Source organism: Microcoleus sp. S1D4 (genome assembly GCF_036700765.1).
In the GTDB taxonomy this organism is placed as follows: domain Bacteria; phylum Cyanobacteriota; class Cyanobacteriia; order Cyanobacteriales; family Microcoleaceae; genus Microcoleus.
The window spans coordinates 118533-138215 of the sequence record NZ_JAUBPP010000002.1; the positions used below are offsets into that span (position 1 = coordinate 118533).

General features: G+C 47.2%; 16 protein-coding genes and 1 riboswitch. Of the genes, 8 read left to right on the forward strand and 8 right to left on the reverse strand.

The features are described 5' to 3' along the window. The first annotated feature begins 143 nt into the window (after positions 1–143). Positions 144–336, forward strand: a riboswitch (cyclic di-AMP (ydaO/yuaA leader). Positions 337–435: 99 nt separating this feature from the next. From ntrB to QT998_RS02925, 4 genes are all read left to right on the forward strand, one after another. Next, positions 436–1284, forward strand: coding sequence for a nitrate ABC transporter permease (gene ntrB, locus QT998_RS02910; protein ID WP_194070982.1), 849 nt, complete (start codon positions 436–438; stop codon positions 1282–1284). Between the two features lie 186 nt (positions 1285–1470). Continuing rightward, positions 1471–2901 (forward strand): ABC transporter substrate-binding protein, encoded by a 1431-nt coding sequence (locus tag QT998_RS02915; protein ID WP_194070983.1) that lies wholly within the window; start codon positions 1471–1473, stop codon positions 2899–2901. Between the two features lie 176 nt (positions 2902–3077). Further along, positions 3078–3917: an ABC transporter ATP-binding protein gene (locus QT998_RS02920; protein WP_333090415.1), complete on the forward strand. Its 840-nt coding sequence runs from the start codon at positions 3078–3080 to the stop codon at positions 3915–3917. 46 nt (positions 3918–3963) lie between these two features. After that, positions 3964–4743 (forward strand): universal stress protein, encoded by a 780-nt coding sequence (locus QT998_RS02925; RefSeq protein ID WP_333090414.1) that lies wholly within the window; start codon positions 3964–3966, stop codon positions 4741–4743. Positions 4744–5141: 398 nt separating this feature from the next. Here the strand turns inward: QT998_RS02925 and QT998_RS02930 are convergent, their stop codons facing one another. From QT998_RS02930 to QT998_RS02960, 7 genes are all read right to left on the reverse strand, one after another. Further along, positions 5142–5366, reverse strand: a complete 225-nt coding sequence (locus QT998_RS02930) for a hypothetical protein (RefSeq protein ID WP_194070985.1) — start codon at positions 5364–5366, stop codon at positions 5142–5144. A 238-nt stretch (positions 5367–5604) separates the two neighbouring features. Continuing rightward, a complete protein-coding gene (locus tag QT998_RS02935) occupies positions 5605–7545 on the reverse strand; it encodes a S9 family peptidase (RefSeq protein ID WP_194070986.1) in 1941 nt (646 codons plus the stop codon). Between the two features lie 372 nt (positions 7546–7917). Next, complete coding sequence (locus QT998_RS02940) at positions 7918–8427, reverse strand: tetratricopeptide repeat protein (RefSeq protein ID WP_194013158.1); 510 nt, start codon at positions 8425–8427, stop codon at positions 7918–7920. Between the two features lie 47 nt (positions 8428–8474). Next, positions 8475–10088, reverse strand: coding sequence for a DUF4335 domain-containing protein (locus tag QT998_RS02945; RefSeq protein WP_333217913.1), 1614 nt, complete (start codon positions 10086–10088; stop codon positions 8475–8477). A gap of 170 nt (positions 10089–10258) precedes the next feature. Further along, positions 10259–11017, reverse strand: coding sequence for a DUF3038 domain-containing protein (locus tag QT998_RS02950; protein WP_442921933.1), 759 nt, complete (start codon positions 11015–11017; stop codon positions 10259–10261). Continuing rightward, positions 11014–12186 carry an RNA-guided endonuclease InsQ/TnpB family protein gene (locus QT998_RS02955; RefSeq protein WP_333113996.1) on the reverse strand — a complete coding sequence of 391 codons (1173 nt, stop codon included), beginning with the start codon at positions 12184–12186 and terminating at the stop codon, positions 11014–11016. The genes QT998_RS02950 and QT998_RS02955 overlap by 4 nt, the downstream gene beginning before the upstream one ends. Before the next feature lie 231 nt (positions 12187–12417). Next, positions 12418–15042, reverse strand: a complete 2625-nt coding sequence (locus QT998_RS02960) for an endonuclease MutS2 (RefSeq protein ID WP_333114270.1) — start codon at positions 15040–15042, stop codon at positions 12418–12420. Between the two features lie 54 nt (positions 15043–15096). Between QT998_RS02960 and QT998_RS02965 the strand changes: the two genes are divergently transcribed. Further along, positions 15097–15474: a hypothetical protein gene (locus tag QT998_RS02965; RefSeq protein WP_333217915.1), complete on the forward strand. Its 378-nt coding sequence runs from the start codon at positions 15097–15099 to the stop codon at positions 15472–15474. Between the two features lie 310 nt (positions 15475–15784). After that, positions 15785–16846, forward strand: a complete 1062-nt coding sequence (locus QT998_RS02970; protein WP_333090406.1) for a mannose-1-phosphate guanylyltransferase — start codon at positions 15785–15787, stop codon at positions 16844–16846. Between the two features lie 135 nt (positions 16847–16981). Here QT998_RS02970 and QT998_RS02975 read toward each other — a convergent pair whose 3' ends face one another. Continuing rightward, positions 16982–17566, reverse strand: coding sequence for a Uma2 family endonuclease (locus QT998_RS02975; RefSeq protein ID WP_333113999.1), 585 nt, complete (start codon positions 17564–17566; stop codon positions 16982–16984). Between the two features lie 141 nt (positions 17567–17707). On the opposite strand from QT998_RS02975, the gene QT998_RS02980 reads away from it, so the two are divergent. Beyond that, positions 17708–17905, forward strand: a complete 198-nt coding sequence (locus QT998_RS02980) for a hypothetical protein (RefSeq protein ID WP_333114002.1) — start codon at positions 17708–17710, stop codon at positions 17903–17905. Further along, positions 17893–19545, forward strand: coding sequence for an ABC1 kinase family protein (locus QT998_RS02985; protein ID WP_333114005.1), 1653 nt, complete (start codon positions 17893–17895; stop codon positions 19543–19545). Before QT998_RS02980 ends, QT998_RS02985 begins: the two co-directional genes overlap by 13 nt. Positions 19546–19683: the final 138 nt, after the last annotated feature.

Below are 19683 nucleotides of genomic sequence, written 5' to 3' on the forward strand. Positions count from 1 at the left end.
ACCCCTATTGAGTAGCGCGTCAAACCACTTTTTACGTAAGTCGTGCAGTAGCTACTCCTAAAGACGTATTGACAAGATTGGGCGCTAGTGATAAGTTAGGTTGAATTGGCTATAAAAGTCAAGCCTAATCCAGCGCTGCGCGATCGAACAATTTGCAAAGACTAGCGTGTGGCTGGAGCGGAGGAACCAATTTTAGGGGCGAATCTCTACAGAATTAAAGAGCCAAGTTAAAAGTTGCCAAATTTGAGTGTAATTTTTGATTTTGAAATCTTTAGAGAAGGACATCTCTCAGTCCTAGCCCGTCAGCTAACTTCGCAGGCATTGAGAAGAGACTGAAGAGTCAACTTGTCTTCAATAGATAGTTTGGCTTCATCAGTGTCTCCGGTTGGTATTGTTCAAGATTCTTATACCGCCCCTGACTCTGAGGAGATTGAAATGTCAATTCAACTTAATTTATCTGCGATCGCAGTTGCCGGAGTTGCAGCATGGAAGCGGGCAAAACCCGTTTTTATCCGAGATACCGTATTGTTGCCGGCGGCTGGTTTTTTGGGAATTCTTGGGGTGTGGTGGATTGTTGCCAGCTTCAAGAGCGATTTGATTCCCACTCCCTATCAGGCGTTAATCGCTAATTTAGATTACATTTTGCATCCATTTTACCAGCGCGGGCCTGGAGATTTAGGCATTGGCTTGCTGCTGCTAGCGAGTTTGCGGCGGGTGTTAGTGGGATTTTTGCTGGGTGCTGCAGTGGCGATTCCTGTGGGATTTCTGATCGGGATGTCGAAACCGGCAATGATGGCGCTCAATCCGCTGATTCAAATCTTCAAACCGGTGTCGCCACTAGCTTGGCTGCCCATAGCTTTATCGATTTTTAATTTAGCAGAGCCGTCGGCAATTTTTGTCATATTCATTACCTCTTTGTGGCCGACAATTATCAACACAGCTTTGGGAGTTTCTAACGTTTCCAAGGATTATATGGATGTAGCGCGAGTGTTGGAAATGCCGCGCTGGAGGCGGATTACCAAGATAATTTGGCCGGCGAGTTTGCCATACATTTTTACAGGTTTGCGGATTAGTTTGGGGATTGCTTGGCTGGTGATTGTGGCGGTGGAAATGCTGACAGGCGGTGTGGGAATTGGCTTTTTTGTGTGGGATGAGTGGAGCCGTTTGAATCTGAGTTCGGTATTTTTAGCGGTGTTTGTAATTGGCTTAACTGGATTGTTGCTCGATTGGGGGGTTGGCAAAGTTCAGGAATTGGTGACACATCGATCTATCGAGAGTCATTAGTCATTAGTCATTAGTCATTAGTCATTAGTCATTAGTCATTAGTCAGCAGCGAACAGTTAACTATCAACTGTCAACTGTAAGGTGCGTCGCTGCTCATCGATGGTCGATTTTTGTGTGTGATGGTTGGTGGCGACGCACCCTGCAACTATCAACTATCAACTGTCAACTGTCAACTATCAACTGTATATGAGCAACAAGTTTTCCAATGAATGGAATCGCCGAGAGTTTTTGCAAGGAATGGGAGCGGCGGCGGCGGGTACGGCTTTATCTGCTTGTGGAATTAGCGCGGATCGATCGGCAAAAGGACTCACTGAAGAAGCGGAAGCGGTAAAGCCGCTCGTCGATTCCCGAACCTTAGAAAAACCAAATTTAACCGTAGGATACGTGCCGGTTAACGATTGTGCACCATTTGCGATCGCCTGGAAAAAAGGATTTTTCCGCAAATACGGTTTAAACGTCAAACTCAACCGCGAAGCAAGCTGGGCCACCTCCCGCGACGGCCTGATTTTCGGGCGACTCGATGCTTCCCCAGTGGTATCCGGCGCCGTCACCAACGCCCGCATCGGTGCCGAAGGAGCGCGTCACGCACCCATGTGCGCGGCAATGACAATTCACCGCCACGGTAACGCGATGACGATGAGCAAAGCGATGTGGGATTTCGGCTTGCGCCCCTGGCACGAATACAACGGCAATTTAGAAGAATTTGGCAAACAATTTCGAGGTTTTTTTGATAGTCAACCTGTAGAAAATAAAGTCTGGGCTGTTGTCTTGAGTTCGGCGATTTACGAATACTTTGTCCGCTACATATCGGCGGCAGCCGGTGTCGATCCGTTCAAAGAATTTCGGGTAATTATTGTGCCGCCGCCTCAAATGGTAACGAATATGAGAATCGGGGCGATGCAGGCTTACATGGTGGCCGAACCTTGGAATACGCGGGCAATTCAAGGCAATTCGGGAGTGGGTTTTACCTTTGCCCAAGGCAAGGAAGTTTGGCTGGGACATCCCGATCGCCTTTTGGGAGTAATGCAATCGTTCATTGAGGAAAATCCGAAGACTTATTACTCGCTGGTTAAGGCAATGGTGGAAGCTTGTCAGTATTGCAGCCACCCGGAAAATCGCAATGAAATAGCGGCGCTGCTGACTGAGCGATCGTTTACGGGGGCGAAACCGAAAAAAGGGGCGATCGACAAATTTACGCGGCCGGCAATAGTAGGGGAATACAACTATGGAGGGTTTGACGGAAAAGACCGCACCATACAATCGGAAGATGCAACTATTTTCTATGACATTCCTAAGAATTTACCTCAAATACCGGGAAATCATTCAACATTTATGTGGCAATCTCAGAGTCTGTGGCTGATGACTCAAGCCGCTCGCTGGGGACAGATTAAAAAAGTGCCCAAAAATGCTGATGAATTAGCTAAAAAAGCTTGGAGAACCGACCTTTACCGCAAGATTGTGGCCGAAATGGCGATCGATTGTCCCAAGGAGGATTACCAAGTGGAACCTGCGGAACTTTTTATTGATAAAAAGGCATTCGATCCAAGCGATCCGGTGGGTTATTTGAATAGTTTTGAAATTAGAGCCAACCGCCCTCAATCTTTTTTTCAGTCTTAATTTCTCCAGTCTTGGGCGCAAAAGCTAAGGCAGAATCCCAAGTAGGATGCGGCACAAGCACCGGTGCTTAGGCCGCACCCTACATAATTAGGTTATGCGTGCAGCACCTTACCGCTTACACAACCAGAATCAGAATAAATTAAAATTAACCCTTTACAACTTTTTAGGAGAATACCGTGACTCAATCCACTTCTAAATCTACCCCAACCAACGACCAAGTTAACAGCCAATCAGAGTTTCTGGAAATAAACAATTTGTTCAAGTCCTACAAAAGTGCGGACGGCAAGGAATTTAGCGTTCTGGAAAATATCAACTTAAGTATTGGAGAAAACGAATTTATTTCGGTAATCGGTCACTCCGGGTGCGGCAAATCAACGCTGCTGAAAATAGTGGCAGGTTTGGAAAAACAAAGTGCGGGAATGGTGACACTTCAAGGCAAAGAAATTCGTAAACCGGGAGCCGAGCGCATGATGGTATTTCAGCACTACGGATTGCTACCGTGGCTGACGGTGCGGGAAAATATTCGGCTAGCAGTTGATGAAGTTTTGCAAAATCTCAGCCGCGCCGAGAAGATTAGCCTGGTCAACGAACACCTAGCAATGGTAAACTTAACAGCAGCAGCAGATAAATATCCCGATCAAATTTCAGGGGGCATGAAACAGCGGGTTGGGATTGCGCGAGCTTTGGCACTTCGTCCGAAGATGTTATTAATGGATGAACCGTTTGGAGCGCTCGATGCTCTGACTCGCGGCAAGTTGCAGAAACAGGTACTGGATATCTGGGAAAATCACAGACAAGCTGTAATGATGATTACCCACGATGTGGACGAAGCTATCTATATGTCCGATCGCATTGTGCTGATGACAAACGGCCCGGCGGCGACGATAGGGGAGATTTTGGCAGTGCCTTTTTCGCATCCGCGCGATCGCCAAGAGTTGCGGGAATCTCAGGAGTATTACGAACTTCGCAACTATGCTTTGAATTTTCTCGATCGCTACTTTACTCAAGACGAATAACAGCCAACGAACAGACAAAACAATTCACTTAACAGAGGTCAAGCCTGTGAATCTCAAAACAATCTTAGCCCGTTTTGAAAGTGCATTGGGATACCAAAACTTAGCGGAAGACATGGTGTTGCTGCCGGAGCCAAAAGTGCCTGTTTCTCAAAAATCAAAATCTACAAATTCGGCAAAAGCTATCAATTTTATTGTCGGTTACAACAATTCTCCCAAAAGTCAAACTGCACTGGATATTACCCTTTGGATGGCGCATCAAACTCGTTTAGTAACAACTAAAGAAGTCACGGTGCAAGTCGTCTACGTGCTCGACGAAGCGCCCAACAGTTACGGCGAAGATACTGGCAATTTTGCTGCGACAAATGCCGGGGCTGCGAAGCCAAAAAGGTCAGCTTTAGAGGAAATATCCGCCTTTCATTGTGCAGCGCCTGCGATCGTTTTACCCCCAGCCGAAATCCAATCGGCATCTCGGCGAACAACTTGGATCGAGCCGCCTTATTTCCGAGCAATTTTCGGTCAAAATAATCAGTACCAGGTAGCAGATATGTTGCTGTGGCAAGCCCGCTGTTTGGCCCAAGAATGGCGCGGTTTATTCAAAGCTCATTTGTGCATCGGGCGGGTTGCTACAGAACTGAGAAATGTGGTAGAGTTAGAATCTGCAAACTTACTGTTTTTGGGGTGCAATTCTGGCAAACACCGGCTGATTAAGGAACTAGGTAATAATTTTCCATGCTGCGTGCTCGGGATTCCTCCGGCACTCACCTATCAGATGGAGTTTCAAGCTGAAGAAAGTTTGAGCAAGTTGCAGTTCACTACAGCTATATAGCAATCCTAAATGATTTGCTTGCATTATACGCGAGCAAGACGATCGCACTACAAGGATTCTGGTATCGATCGATTTTGCGACTGATTTAGGACTGCTATACCTGCAGGTTAAACTTGTTGAAACTCAGGCAAAACTTGTATATGTAAGGTGCGCCACAAGCACCCTACCGCTATAATTCGTGCGCCAAACTAGATCGAAACAGTCCAGGACGCATCAATACCATCAATACCAAAGAAACCGGGATTAAAGGCTATAACCTGTGTATTTTCGCCCATCAACCCGGTTTCTGCGTCCCTGACAGAACAAATTAAAAAGTGTTTCCTCGATCGAATTCCCAATTACGAGACAATTAGGACTTTTTTGATGATGGAGATTTTTAAGATTACCGTTAAGAAAAATTATCTGCATCCGATCGCAGACAGTTCGTTAACTAATTTTATCCTACCCCGACACACAGAGCGCAGGATGCGATCTATCGAGCGTCTCTCTTCCTCCGTCAAAGTCTCGTCAAAAATAGCGGCCATCAAACCGTAGCGATCGGCCAAAGTAATGTAGCCATTATAATTCACTTCGGCGAACAGCTCGCCCAAAGCAGATGGAATCAGGCTGACAGGAGTTTGCATAGAGATTGACTCTCAACTTGACGCTAGGGCGATCGCACTTTATCTGCAGTCACAGAGGGCGATCGCACTTTCATAGTTTCTATGTAAATCTCCTTAAAATCAGTGACACCAAACAGCCAAAACTTGTGACAGCAACCAACAGAATTTGTGAACTAAATCACATTCAATATGTGCAAATTATGCCGTCCTTTGCAGTTGCGTTAAAGCGCCAACAAAACAACTGCAAACTTAACTTTTTCTAAAGATTGTAAATCGGCACTTCTTCCACCGGTTCAGCCAACTCAAACTTAAACACCCGGGAATAGAAATAAAACTCCCCATCAAGAGTTCTCTTAATATTTTCAGCGCGGCGAAAACCGTGCTGTTCCCCCTCATAGGTAACGTAAGCAACCGGCAAACCTTTAGCTTTCAATATCTCTACCATCATTTCCGCTTGATTCGGCGGAACAACCTTATCTTCCAATCCTTGAAAAAAGATTACCGGACAAGATAAACGTTCAGCAGAATGAATCGGAGAACGTTCTACATACAAATCTTTGCGTTCTGGATAAGGCCCAATTAATCCATCGAGATAGCGCGCCTCAAACTTGTGAGTATCAGTAGCCAAAGCCTCCAAATCGCTAACCCCATAATAGCTAGCACCGGCCTTAAACACATCCCGGAAGGTCAGAGCGCACAAAGTCGTGTACCCCCCTGCACTGCCACCGGCGATCGCCATTCTCTCGCCATCAGCCAAATTTTTTGCAGCTAAATATTTAGCACCATTAGCGCAATCATCAACATCAACAATTCCCCAACTATTTTGCAATCTTCTTCTGTATTCTCTACCGTAACCAGTGCTACCGCCGTAATTAACATCAAGCACAGCAAAACCGCGACTCGTCCAATATTGAATTCTCAAATTCATGCCGCTAGAAGTAGCAGCAGTTGGGCCGCCGTGACTTTTGACAACCAGTGGCGGTTTTTCACCCGCAGGTGCAGCAAAATCTTGATTTTTCGGGGGATAGAAAAAGCCGAAAGCAGTCATACCGTTTTCCGTGGGAAACTCTAGCATTTCCGGTACAGAAAGATAACCAGAATCGATACTTAAATCGCTCGATTTTCGTAAAATTTTCCGTTCGCCACTTGCTAAATTTAATTTAACAATAGCAGTAGATTCAGTAGGCGAACCCGCCAGAAAAACCACAGTTTCTCCCCGCGCTTTCACCGACGAAATATCAGTATAAGGCAGCTCAATTGTTGTTAGCTGCTTTGTCGCCAAATCGAGACTGGCTAAATGCCACTTACCTTGCTGAGTGTAGGTACAAATAATTTTGCTTTCGGAAACCACCGCATAGGTAGACATTCCAAAAACCCACTGAGGAAGACCGAATTCAGCCGCCATTTCACACAGAGGTTCGACTTCTGGTTTTTCTTGCAAGCTGAGATTAACAGTTCTGTAAAAATTCCACCAGTTCGACTTGTCAGAAACAAAATACAAAACTCCATCGGGCGACCATTCCGGTTGAAAAATCGACTCGTCAGCGCCACCAGCTACTAAATATTTTTCGCCTAAAGAACCGCCACTCTTAATTTCTGCTACCCACAATTCTGTCCCATCCCACGGCATATTTGGATGGTTCCAAGAAATCCAGGAAAGTCGAGAACCATCGGGACTCAAACGAGGAGAAGCATAAAAATCGTTACCTTGAGTTAAGATTTGAATATCTTCGCCGTTATCTAAATTAATGCTAACAATAGTATTGACAGATTCCCCCTCACCGGCACCGTCTTCGCGCACGCAAATCAAGCGATTTCTTTGCAGGTCAACAATCATATCTGCGTAGCAATTCTTAGCAGCAGGTGTGAGAGGTTCTGGTTGAGAATCTAATGCTTGACAATAAATACGTTGGTCGGCAAAATGAGAGAAATACACCACACCGCCGGCTACTGCAAACGAACCGCCGCCGTATTCGTGAACGCGAGTGCGAACGTTGAAAGGCTGGGGCGTTACATCAGTTATTTTACCGTCTGGAGTGCGCCGCACAATGACACTTCTACCGGCTTCCGACGGTCGTCCTTCTACCCAGTAAATATCCGATTCGTCCATAGCAATTTGTCCGAGTCCGACAGTTCCCGAAACAATTAAATCTGAGGTGATGGGAGATTTCCAAGAACCGTAAGGCGATGTGGTATTCATAAAGTAGAGACAGTTGTGTTTTGAGAACGAAAAAATTAATATAGCAGTTTTAAATCTGATGAAATAGAGGACGCGGTAATGCTGTTTTTCTACCCGACTCTGTACTTCAGTCAACTCAAAACCGCTATCTTGGTATTTTACCAGAAATAATTGGTTTAAAGCCTCTCCTTTTTAAGGAGAAATTAAAAGAAGACTGTTCGTTAGGGGCATTTTCTTCCTTCCAGTTAGAGGTTGCTCTCATCTGTTTGCTGTCAATCAAACAAAATATTTTTGAGAAAGCATACACAACTGCGATCGCCCGGAATAATCAGTTAGGTGCGAAAATAAAAATGGTAAATTGGGGCTTGCTGTGCGGCACCCACCGCAGATGAGTTACTTTGTTATGTTTTTGATAACTCGTTCGAGTGAATTTGCTTCTTGAGTTTTGCCTTGCTTTTTCAATAAATCTCTGGCTTTTTTAAATGATTCTACTGCATCTGATACTTTATCTTGTGCGTAGAGAACTTGCCCAAACATATAATGAAATTCTGGGACATTCGGTTTGAGACGAATTGCGGTTTGAAAATTGGGAACTGCTTCTTCTAGTTTGTTTTGATTGGCTAGAAGGCTACCTAAGTTAGCGTAAGCTTCGGCTAAATTAGGGTCGATTTGAATTGCTCTGCGAAAGGCTGCTTCTGCACCTTCTGTATCTTGTTTGGCAGCCAAACTTAAGCCTTGCTGAAAATATTCATTGGCTCCTGTATTTTGAACTAAGATATTTTTTACAGGTGATTCTGCCCGCACTGGCAAAGAAATGTTTGCAGCACAAACTAAAGCTACTGTCAACAGGCTGGTGCTGGCCGTCACACCTAAAAATCTATCTTTTTTGTATCCGCTTAACATTGGCAATCAACCTTATTTTTCAAGCTATAAAATGTTGGTTAGAGGGTTTAATCAGTCTCTTCTAAAAATGTTTGTACTCGACCGTTAGGTCTCAAAACTACTCGGATTTTCGGGATTTTTCCGTTGGAAACGGGAGAAACAAAGGGCTCGCCGACTAAGGGCATATTAACTTGTTCGATATTATCGGATGCTGCTTTTCCCATCGGCACAATAGTTTTAATTGACCCGTTTTCGTCGATCTGCAGGCTGTATTCCAAAGTTTGTTCCATTCCTTCGGTCGGCTTCCAGCGTTCTTCAAAGTAAGTTCTAGCTTCTGAAACTTGAGGAATTGTATCAAATAAAGTGCGATTTTTTTTGCTCGCTGCTGCTTGATTGTTGTCTGCGGACTCGGCTTGGGGTTGGGTGTCCTCAAGGGGTGGGAGTTCGGTACTGGCGGGGGGGAGAATTGGCTTGGGGAGGGGGGGGAATGGTTGCAGGGGGGGCACGGGAATTCTGGAAGCGGACAGGGAGGGCGGAAGGGGGGGCGGTACGGCGGGAGCTAGTCTGGGGGGTATGGGAGGGAGTTGGTAGGGTACTGTTGCGGGTATTTTGGCGACGGAATTTGGCTGTTCTGAGGGGGCGGGAATTGTGATGATTTGCCCTTGGGGGAGGGCTGGGGCGGTCTGTGAGGTGGCAGGTGCGCTGCTGTTGGGGGGAAATAGCAGGGCTGGCTGCTGGATGGGGCTGGGTTTGTTGGTGGTTGGTGCTGGGGCGGGGGCGATGGGGGGCAAGCTGGGGCTGGGGGTGACGGCGGTGTTGATGGGCGGGGGCGGTAGGGGGGGTAAGCCTGGTGTTGGGGATGCGGTGGGGGATGTGGTTGGGGCAGGAATTGGGCTGGGGGATGCGCCGGCAGCTAGCTGGGGCTGTCGTGAATTGGCGATCGATTGGGGATTGGCGGGGGCTGAGGCGGTTTGTGAGGCGGTGGGGGGTCGATCGAGCATTTTGATAATTCCTGTCGTCAGGCCGGCGCTAGCGACCAGCAGGGCTGCTACTTTGAGTCCGGCTGCTGAGGGCGATCGTCCGCGCTGGCGGTTGAGGTTGGGGAGGGCGATGGCTTCGGCGGCGCAGTCATCTAATGCTGTGGCTAAGTCAAACAGTTGCAGGGTGCTTAGGTGTACTGCAGGCCCGGATTCTGCGGGGGTTAAAGTGCCTAAAAATAAGTTGTGGGCGAGCAAGCCGCGAGGTTCTAGGCGGGGCCCAACTGGCAGGTAGGAAGTGTTTGGGGCGATGGTTCCGGGTTCGGATGTGTTGGTTGGTCGATCGAATGTAACGACATGGCGCGCGACTTCTGGCGAGTCTGGATCGCTTGCGGTTAGGCTTGTTTGGGAGTTGAGGTTGCTTTCCCAATCGCGGGATTCGCCCAGCAAGTTTTGGACGTAGTTGCTGACTGCTTCGTGGAGGGTTTCGAGTTGAGCGCGATCGCCCCTGAGAGTAACGTGTTCGGTATCTGGTAGTCTGGGGTCGTCGAGCCGCAACTCGAAATTTAAAGATTTAAATACGGGTTTGCCGGCCCAGCGAGATAGAGGCGAACTTTTGGCTGTTATTTCCAGCGTGCAAGTAGGGGGCGTGTACCGTTTTCGCATAATGAATGAAGAGGGAAGAGGGAAGAAGTCAGTAGTCATTAGTCATTAGTCAGTAGTCATTAGGCATTAGGCATTAGGCATTAGGCATTAGGCAGATGGAATAACTATGTTTTATCTGATATTTGGTAGCATTCTTAACAAGCTTTTTTAGCAACAGGCATCTTGCCTGTTCCTGATGTTTTTCATTCTCGTTTTCATTATGGCTTAGCTTAATTCTTAGCGCGGTCTAGGAGAGCCAGCCAGAGCCGCCTGTGACCGCCGGGACTGCTGTAAAATAGCAAATCTATCAGGAGTTTGAGGGCTAGGTTGGTTAGTTCTTGTGCCGATAGGTTTTCTGCATCTTCCATGCGATCGGCATAGGTGTTGCTGAACCTGTCTATATAATCTCCTAGCAAAGCGACTGTATGAGGTTCGCGGTTTTGCTCTGCCATTTGTTCTAGCAAAGCGACGGCGCGGCGGATTAAAGCTTGGTGCTGTTTTGCTAAATGACAGCCGATCAAAACGAGCGATCGAGCTTCTTCCACATCTAGTTTTTTGCGCCCTCCCTGGCCTTTCCGCAGCGGGTTAGATTGGCGCAGCCGCCACAATGCCACGCGATCGGCTACCATTGGCTCTAAATTCAGTTCGGCTGCTACTTTGAGCATCGCGTCTGAACCAATTTGTGCGAGTGCTTCTAGGGCTAACAGCACTAAATCCAGTTGGGCTTTAATGTTGTCCAACTGGGTAGGTTCTGGTGCTTTTTGGGTCAATTCTTCCCAGTTGGGAGATGAACCTGTTTGGTTTGTGGGAGCGGAGGGCTTTACGGTGGAGCGCATGGCTTGGGCACGGGAAATAAGACTGGTTGAGGCTGAATACCCTAACAGTATGCGGTGTTGACGGATTTGCGGCCGCCGGACAACGGCATAATCTGTTAGTTTTTCTCCTTGACATCCGCCCCGGCGTGAACGCACGGGGATTCTAGAAATCACTTCCTAGACCTTTCTGCTTCATCGCAACCGCCATCAGACTTATGCCTATCCGGTCTTACGTTCGCTCCACAGACTTTCACCGCAAGCCCTGCGGCAAGTATATTTTGGGCGGCGTTGATATCTCGGTCGTGGTGAGTGCTGCATTTAGGGCAGTCCCATTCCCTCAGATTCAACGGTAACTTTTCCACAATGTGACCGCAGTTGCCGCACCGCTTAGAACTCGGAAACCAACGATCGATCTTAATCAAAGTGCGATCGTACCATTTACACTTGTATTCAAGTTGCCTTACCAACTCACCCCAGCTTGCATCACTGATTGAAAGGGCGAGTTTGTGATTTTTCACCATGTTTTTGACAGCCAAGTCTTCTACGGCGATGGTTTGGTTTTCACGCACCAACCGAGTCGTCAACTTGTGAATAAAATCTTGTCGGGCATCGCTAATTTCTGCATAAACTTTAGCGACTTTCAAACGCGCTTTTTGCCGATTTTTAGAGTCTTTTTGCTTGCGACTCAATGCTTTTTGAGCTTTTTTGAGTTTGTGGCGAAACGCCTTGAAACATGAGGGACCCGCAATTTTTTCACCCGTACTCAGAGCCATCAAACTCGTAATACCCAAATCAATCCCGACTTCATTAGGAGACTGGGGCAATGGTTCAATCTCGATATCCACCAACAGCGAAACACTCCAGCGTCCAGCGGGCGAGAGTCTCACCGTGACGCTAGAAGGTTCTGCGCCTTGAGGGATAGCCCGACTCCACCGAATCGCCAAGGGTTCAAGGGTTTTCGCCAGAAAAAGTTGACCGTCTCGCCATTTGAAGGCAGACTTGGTAAATTCTGCACTACCACCATTGCGCTTTTTTTTAAAGTTGGGGTATTTCGCCCGTCCTGCAAAGAAGTTAGAAAATGCAGATTGCAGGTGTCTCAAGCCCTGCTGCAAGGGGACGCTACTAACGTCATTAAGGAAATCAAGATCCTCTTGTTTTTTCCATGCCGTCAACAAACTAGAGGTTTCGGTGTAGCCAACTCGCTCTTGCCGTTCGTACCATGCCTCTGTTCTGGCCCAGAGAGCGCGGTTGTAGACCAATCGAGTACAGCCCAAGGTTCTCCGAAGCAAGGTTTCTTGCTCCGGAGTCGGATAGAAGCGGTACTTGAAAGCTTTTTGTGTCATGCTTGCATTTTAGCAATTATTTTGTAAGCAAACGTGAAGATATTGTAAAGCCGTTTTCAAAGGACGGGGTTTTTACCCAAATTTCTGATAACTCGTTGTTTTGATTCCGGCAATACTATTTGTTGACGAATTTTGCTAGTCGAAGGTTGCGGTTGCCAGTTCGATCGAGCGCAACCCCAAAAACCCATAAATTTTCACCCCCAACCATCCTACGCCGCAAAGTGACCGAAATCAATGTAAATAAGCGATCGTCACGCCTCCACCTCCTTCTTTTTGACTGGCGAGCTCGAAGCGGGAAACCTGCGGGTGAGTAGCGAGGAATTCGTGCACCCCGCGCCGCAACTGTCCCGTACCTTTGCCGTGAATTATCCACAAAACTCCGTATTCCACGGCTTTGGAAAGTGCTCTGTCGATTTCGATTTCCGCGTCGGAGACTCTCGCACCCCGGAGGTCGATCGAATTATTAGCAGTGCGAATAGCAATTTCGGGATTGGGTTTTGCAGGTTCCGCCGCTGCTTGCTTAGCTTTAGCCGTAGCGATTGCTTGGGCTTGGGCTGCTACCTTGGCTAGTTGAGCTTTGGTTTCAGGTTTTTGACCGTCGAGGGATTCGATTTCTGCCAGTTTGACGGTCATTTTCATGATCCCAAACCGCACGCTCAATTCTTCGTTAGCATCGGGGCCGCTGAGGACTTCGGCGGTTTGGCCGAGGCTGGGTATGCGGATGCGATCGCCCGTTTTTGGCATAAAACCCGGTTTTGGTTTCGCCGGTTGTTGCCGAGAGGGCAGATGTTTTTGGGAAATTTGATTTAAGGTATCTGTCGCCAATTGGGCATTTTGAGCCGTTTTGTCGCCCGACTGCAAGCGCCGGATGATTTGAGCAATTTCTGATTTTGCCGTGCCTATTGCCTCGTTTACCGCCACTTCCTGAGCAATTTTTAAGTCTCGCTCCCGCTCTTGCAAAGCCGCTGCTTTTTGAGAAACTTCTTTGTGCAGTTTTTCGGTTTGGTGCAGCAGTTGAGTTGCTTCTCTGGCCTTGGTTTCCTGTTTGCGGCGCTGTGCTTCGAGTCCCGCAATCACTTGATTGACGTCGGCAGAAGCTCCGCCTACATAGGTTTGAGCTTCATCGACTATGGATGCTAGCAAACCGAGTCTTTTGGCAATGGTGAGGGCGTTGGAACGTCCGGGAATTCCCCACAGCAAGCGATAGGTTGGCTGCATGGAATTGTCGTCAAATTCTACTGAGGCATTTTCAAAGCGGGAGTCTTGATATTTGAGGGCTTTGAGTTCGCCAAAGTGCGTGGTTGCGACTGTTAATAGGGAATGTTGGGCGAGATATTGCAACAGGGCGATCGCCAATGCACTGCCTTCTGAGGGGTCTGTCCCCGCTCCTACTTCGTCTAGCAAAACTAAAGATTTGGGAATTGGGAATTGGGCATCGGGCATCGGGAATTGGGCATCGGGTATTGGGAATTGGGAATTTTCTTCTCCTTCTCCTTCTCCTGCACTTTCCCCTTCCGATTTATTATGCAAAACTTCTAAAATGCGGCTGATGCGGCGGATGTGGCCGGAGAAAGTAGACAAACTTTGCTGCAAGGATTGTTCGTCACCAATATCGGCAAGAATGTTGTCGAACCAAGGCAATTCTACGGGCTCGCGGGCGGCGACAAACATTCCGGCTTTTGCCATTAAAGCTGCTAATCCCAAGGTTTTGAGGGTGACTGTTTTGCCGCCGGTGTTGGGGCCGGTGATGGCGACGACGCGGATTTGGGGCCCGATGGTTAAATCGACTGGGACGACTGGAAAGCCTTGTTCGTATTGTTGCTGCCAAACTAATAAAGGATGGCGCAATTGGCGCAGGGTAATTTGCGATCGCAAATTGGGAATTAACGATCGACTATTTTCTGCTGTTTCTTCCTCTAAATTTTCCTCATCTAATTGGTCAGGATTTTTTGGTGTTAATTCTGGTTCTCCGAATTCGATAAATTTAGGAGGATTTGCCTGCAGCCAAAAACTGTAACGGGCTTTGGTGGCAGCTAAATCTAAAGTTGTCACTACCACCAACAATCTATCTAAATCTGGTTTTACTGCTGCGACTTGCTCGGTGAGGGCGCGGAGAACTGCTTCTTCTTCGGCTTGTTCTTGCCGGAGCAACTGCCGCATTTGGTTGTTAAGATTGACTGTGCTGTGGGGTTCTACGTAGAGTGTCGCGCCGCTGGCCGAGGAGTCGTGAACGATGCCTGGTATGGCATCTTTTTGGGGAGCTTTGACGGGAATGACAAAGCGCGAGCTTCTTTGGGTAATTAGCTGTTCTTGTACGGCGTTGGATTGGCGCTGCAAAATCCCCTGCAATATTTGATAAATGCGATCGCGCAACTGTCGCATTTGAACTCTAATTCCTGCTAATTTAGGAGTGGCTCTGTCTGCTACTTGAGCGCGATCGTCTATACACCGATGAATTTCTTGCTCGATTTCGGGATAAGTCCGCAATTGGGAAGCCAATTCTTTGAGTATCGGCACATCCGTTGCAGAGTCAACGATCCGGCGCAATTGCCTCGCCCCCGCGAGGGTGGTAGCAATTGCCAGCAATTCTTCGCCGCCGAGTAAACCTTGCAGTTCGGCTCGCTGCAGGACACTGCCGATGTCTTGGATTCCTTCAAAACTCAAAGCACCGCCAGGACGGCTTTCTAACTGATAAGCTTCTTCAGTTTGCGCCTTGAGTTCGGCTGTCTGAGCTTGAGTTTCGGGGATTTGGAGGTCGAGGGCGGCGGCGACGCCGAGTTTGGTAGCCGCGAAGGTAGCCAAGTGCTGACACAGGCGCGGCCATTCTAATAGTTCTAGTGTTTCGGCTTGAATCAAAGTTGAGATGGTGTTGGTAATTGGCATTCCCAGGCGCTGACCGAGAAGGTGAATTTGACGGCAGTATTTTTTTATTTTAAAGTTTTTTATGGTTTCCGCGTGCAACTTAAGAAAGTATCTGCGATCGCCCTCGGTCGATTTTCCGTTTTCGATTTACTCCACAGAGGAATAGAGGTTGAACTAGGCTTTAAAATTTTGATCTTTCCACGGCGGTGGTCGCGATCGGCATCCGTTTTTAGTCTCGGCGCTCAATTATACCATTTTTCAAATTTTATGCTACGTTATTTGGGAAATATTTATGTACGCTCCGCCTCTTACTATCCTCTTTTAAATCCCGAACAGCTTAAAGCAAAACTCGTATTTGTAGTGGCACTTTATCAAGTTGGTATAACATCGCGCAGCTATCGGGGTGAATTGCCACACACAATCTAGATGCAGGACAGCTTAGCGTGTTAGGGAGAAAAGAAACACTCGAATTCAATTGATTGTGCGCTCTGGATATGACTTTTTTGACTGTAACAATTTTTGAGGGCGCTGATTTGCTTGGTTTTGAGAGCGGCAAAATCGATCGCGCGGTTAAGCACAAGAGAGGCAATGCGGGTTGAAAAATGTGGGCAATCACAAGGTTGATAGCGAGACAGTCAACACTCAACACTCAACAGTCAATCTTTCTCAGTAATTCTTTACAAACAGCCTTTGGATATCGAGGCAAAATAGATGTGAACTGTTTAAACTTTCAATAATGAGTAGAACCTTAATTCCTGTGATTCTAGCCGGCGGTAAAGGCGAACGTTTCTGGCCGTTGAGTCGCAAGCAGCGGCCCAAGCAGTTTTTGAGTCTCGACGGTAGCGGTAAGAGTTTGCTGCAGACTACTGCAGAAAGACTTTTGGAATTAGGTAACGCTTGGGAGGATTTGTGGGTGGTAACGTCGGAAATGTTGGCCGACGGGGTGCGGGAACAGTTGCCGCTTTTACCTCAAGAGAATTTGCTGGCGGAACCCCAGGGCCGGGATACTGCGCCGGCGGTGGCTTGGACTGCTATAGAAACTGCGAAGCGTTACGGTGAGGATGCGGTTGTTGGTTTTTTCCCGGCGGATCACTGGATTGGGGAACCGCAGGAGTTTGTCAAGACTTTGGAGGCGGCGGCGGATTTGGCGAGAAATCAGGATGCGATCGCCACTTTGGGTGTCAAACCGAGTTATGCTTCTACTGGTTACGGCTACATCGAACAAGGCGAGGAAATTGGCAGTTTTGGCGGTTTTCCGGCGTACCGGGTGGCGAGATTTACCGAAAAGCCCGATCGCGCAACTGCTGAAGAATTTGTAGCCAGCGGCAAGTTTAGTTGGAACGGCGGAATTTTTGTATTTCGAGTCGGTACGGTCTTGACAGAATTGCGAAATCATGTACCGGAAATGATGGCAGCTTTGGAAGCAAAAGGTGCTGCTGCTTACTCGGAATTGCCGAAAATTAGCATCGATTACGCTTTGATGGAGAAGACGCAAAAAGCCTGTGTTTTGCCTGTGAGCTTTAGCTGGGACGATTTGGGAGATTGGAATGCGATCGGGCGTTTGCTGCAAGGAGACAAGCCGAATGTCGAGTTAGCAAAACACGTCGGAATTGATACCAAGGAAAGCATTTTTTATGCAGCGGATGACAATGAAGTGATTGTCACCATTGGTTTAGAAGATGTGGTAGTTGTCAGGGATGGGAATGTGACTTTGATTGTGAAAAAGGACAGGACGCAGGAGATTAAACAGGTCATCAAAGTGTTGGGAGAAGATGACAAATTGAAAGATTTGTTGTAAAGGGCGGCACCGCAATAAAAAAACAGGTTCGTAGTCAGGACTTCAGTTTTTTCTTACTCAATAAAGCCAGAAAGACTAAAGTCGTTACTACGAACCTAGGAAATTTTAGTGACGCAACTCGCATCTGTCAACTATTTACATAATTTCTGCTAAATCCAACACAAAACCAGGCAGTACATCTTCCCCCGACACAGTAGCAGGATTTTGGAGAATTTCCACATCTTGACCGGGGCGATAAATTTCTACCCGCCGATTTTGCCTGTCAATTAACCAACCCAATCTCGCACCGTTATCTATATATTCTTGCATTTTCTCTTGCAGCTTTTTCAACGAATCAGTCTTCGAGCGCAACTCGACCACAAAATCTGGACACAAAGGAGCAAAACTGTCTTTTTGTTCCGGTGTTAAAGCATCCCAGCGTTCTTTTTTGACCCAAGAGGCATCAGGAGAGCGATCGGCCCCATTGGGAAGTTTAAAGCCTCCAGAAGAGTCGAATACAACTCCCAGTTTAGTTTCACGGTTCCAGACTCGAAGTTGAGATGTTAAATCGGCATTACGTATGCTAGTTTCACTGCCTGTTGGTGACATAATAATTAATTCCCCTGATGCTGTACGTTCAAATTGATAATCGCGGTTGTTCTGACAAAGCTGAAAAAATTGCTCGTCAGTTAAGTTGATGGATAATTCGATCGAGTTTGCAGGAGATTGGATGGCAATCATGTTTTTTATAGATGTGAAACACATTGACAATTTGGCTGGTAATAACTTACTTATTCAAGTTTTTGACTCAACTTTTAAACTCAATAAATTTAATCATAAAAATATCATGTCTGCTTTAACTGTATATTAACATGAGGATTAATGCTACGGCCAAAAACCGATCGCCCTCCCCCACACCCCAAAGTGCAGCGCAGCTATCCCTCTTCAGAAATTGCGCCCATTCCCACCCTTTCGCCCAATTTATTCCTCAAGACAATGGTCAGCTTGGTTAACAGCGCTATCCTAGTAGTTATATTGCTACCAAAGTCGATCGACCAGGAGGCCCCTTGTTCAGCCTAGTTCAAAACACTTCTCGCAAAGGAGAAATCCTAGAGGTCGTCTTCCGCAACGGTTGGGACTACATGAAAAGCCTCCTAACCGGCCGCAAAACCGACGCACCCAGTCTCCCAACTCCCGCTGTTCTCCGCAACATCCTGGTAGAATTAGGCCCAGTTTTTGTGAAATTGGGACAATTGCTGAGTACCCGTCCCGACCTTTTACCCGCCGCCTACATCGAAACCCTCTCGACGCTACAAGCGGAAGTTCCGCCCGTACCTTGGTCGGAAGTAGAATTTATTGTCCGCAAGGAACTCACACAATCTCTCGAAGATACCTTCGCTAAATTTAACACTCAGGCGATCGCCGCAGGCTCGATCGCCCAAACCCACAAAGCTACCTTAAAAGACGGCCGCGAAGTCGCCCTGAAAGTTCAGCGCCCCGGTATCGATATTGTCATCGAACAAGACATCGCCGTACTCCGAGGTTTGGCCGAACTTGTCATGCTCACAGAATTCGGTCAACAATACGATATTGTCGCCCTAGCCGAAGAATTTGCGATCGCCCTGCGTGCAGAACTAGACTTCATTCAAGAAGCCAGCTACACCGACGAACTGCGCCGCAATTTATCTAAAAGTAAATGGTTCGACCCAAAACAAGTTGTTCTACCAGAAATCAACTGGGAGTTGACCACCAAAAAACTCTTAGTAATGGAATGGCTGAACGGAGTACCGATTTTATTAGGCGATTTGCAAGGAGTTGGACACAAAGGAGATATAAATGCCGAACGCGAAGAAATTACAACGCTACTTTGCCGCGTTTTCTTCCAGCAGTTATACATCGACGGATTCTTTCACGCAGACCCGCATCCCGGCAATTTATTTTATCTCAAAGACGGTCGGATTGCCCTGCTAGACTGCGGCATGGTCGGCCGATTAGATCCGCGCACCCAGCAGAATTTGACAGAAATGTTGCTGGCAATTGTCGATTTAGACGCTCAGCGATGCGCTCAATTAACATTAGAAATGGCAGAATTTGCTCAGCCTAAAAGTTTAGCTATTCTCGAAAACGATTTGGCTCGAATGCTGCGAAAGTATTATAATGTTAGCTTGTCGCAAATGAACTTATCGGAAATATTTTATGAAGTGCTGGAAATTACCAGAAACAATAAAATTAGGCTGCCAAGTAATCTCGGTTTATACGCAAAAACTCTAGCTAATTTGGAAGGGTTGGCACGTTCTTTCAATCCAAGATTCAATATTGTAGAGCAGGTAAAACCGCTGATGACCGATATGTTTCGGCGTCAGTTGTTGGGAGATGACCCGGTGCAAGCTTTGCTGAGAACTGCCCTGGATCTGAAAAGCTTGTCTTTGCAATCTCCGCGACAGGTGGAAGTGCTTTTAGAGCGGGTGACTTCGGAAACTTTGAAGTGGAACTTGAGCATAAAAGAACTCGATCCGTTGCGCCGAACTCTGGGAGATTCTGCGAACCGACTTTCTTTTAGTATTGTCGTGGGTTCGCTGATTGTGGGGGCGGCAATTATTTCTTCTAACGCGCAAACTGCTCAATTATCTTTTCTGAGCAACGGTTTGTTTGGGGCGGCGAGTTTTTTGGGTTTTTGGTTGATTATTAGCATTTTGCGTTCTGGTCGTTTGCGGAGTTGATTGTTAAGGGGAGATGGGGGGAATCAGGAGATATAGCAATTTTTTCGGGAGACGCGAGTAGTCCCTCCCAACTTCCGAACTAAGGACTAAAATCCTTAGTACAAACCTATTTAGGATAAAAGTCAAGTTAAGGATTAT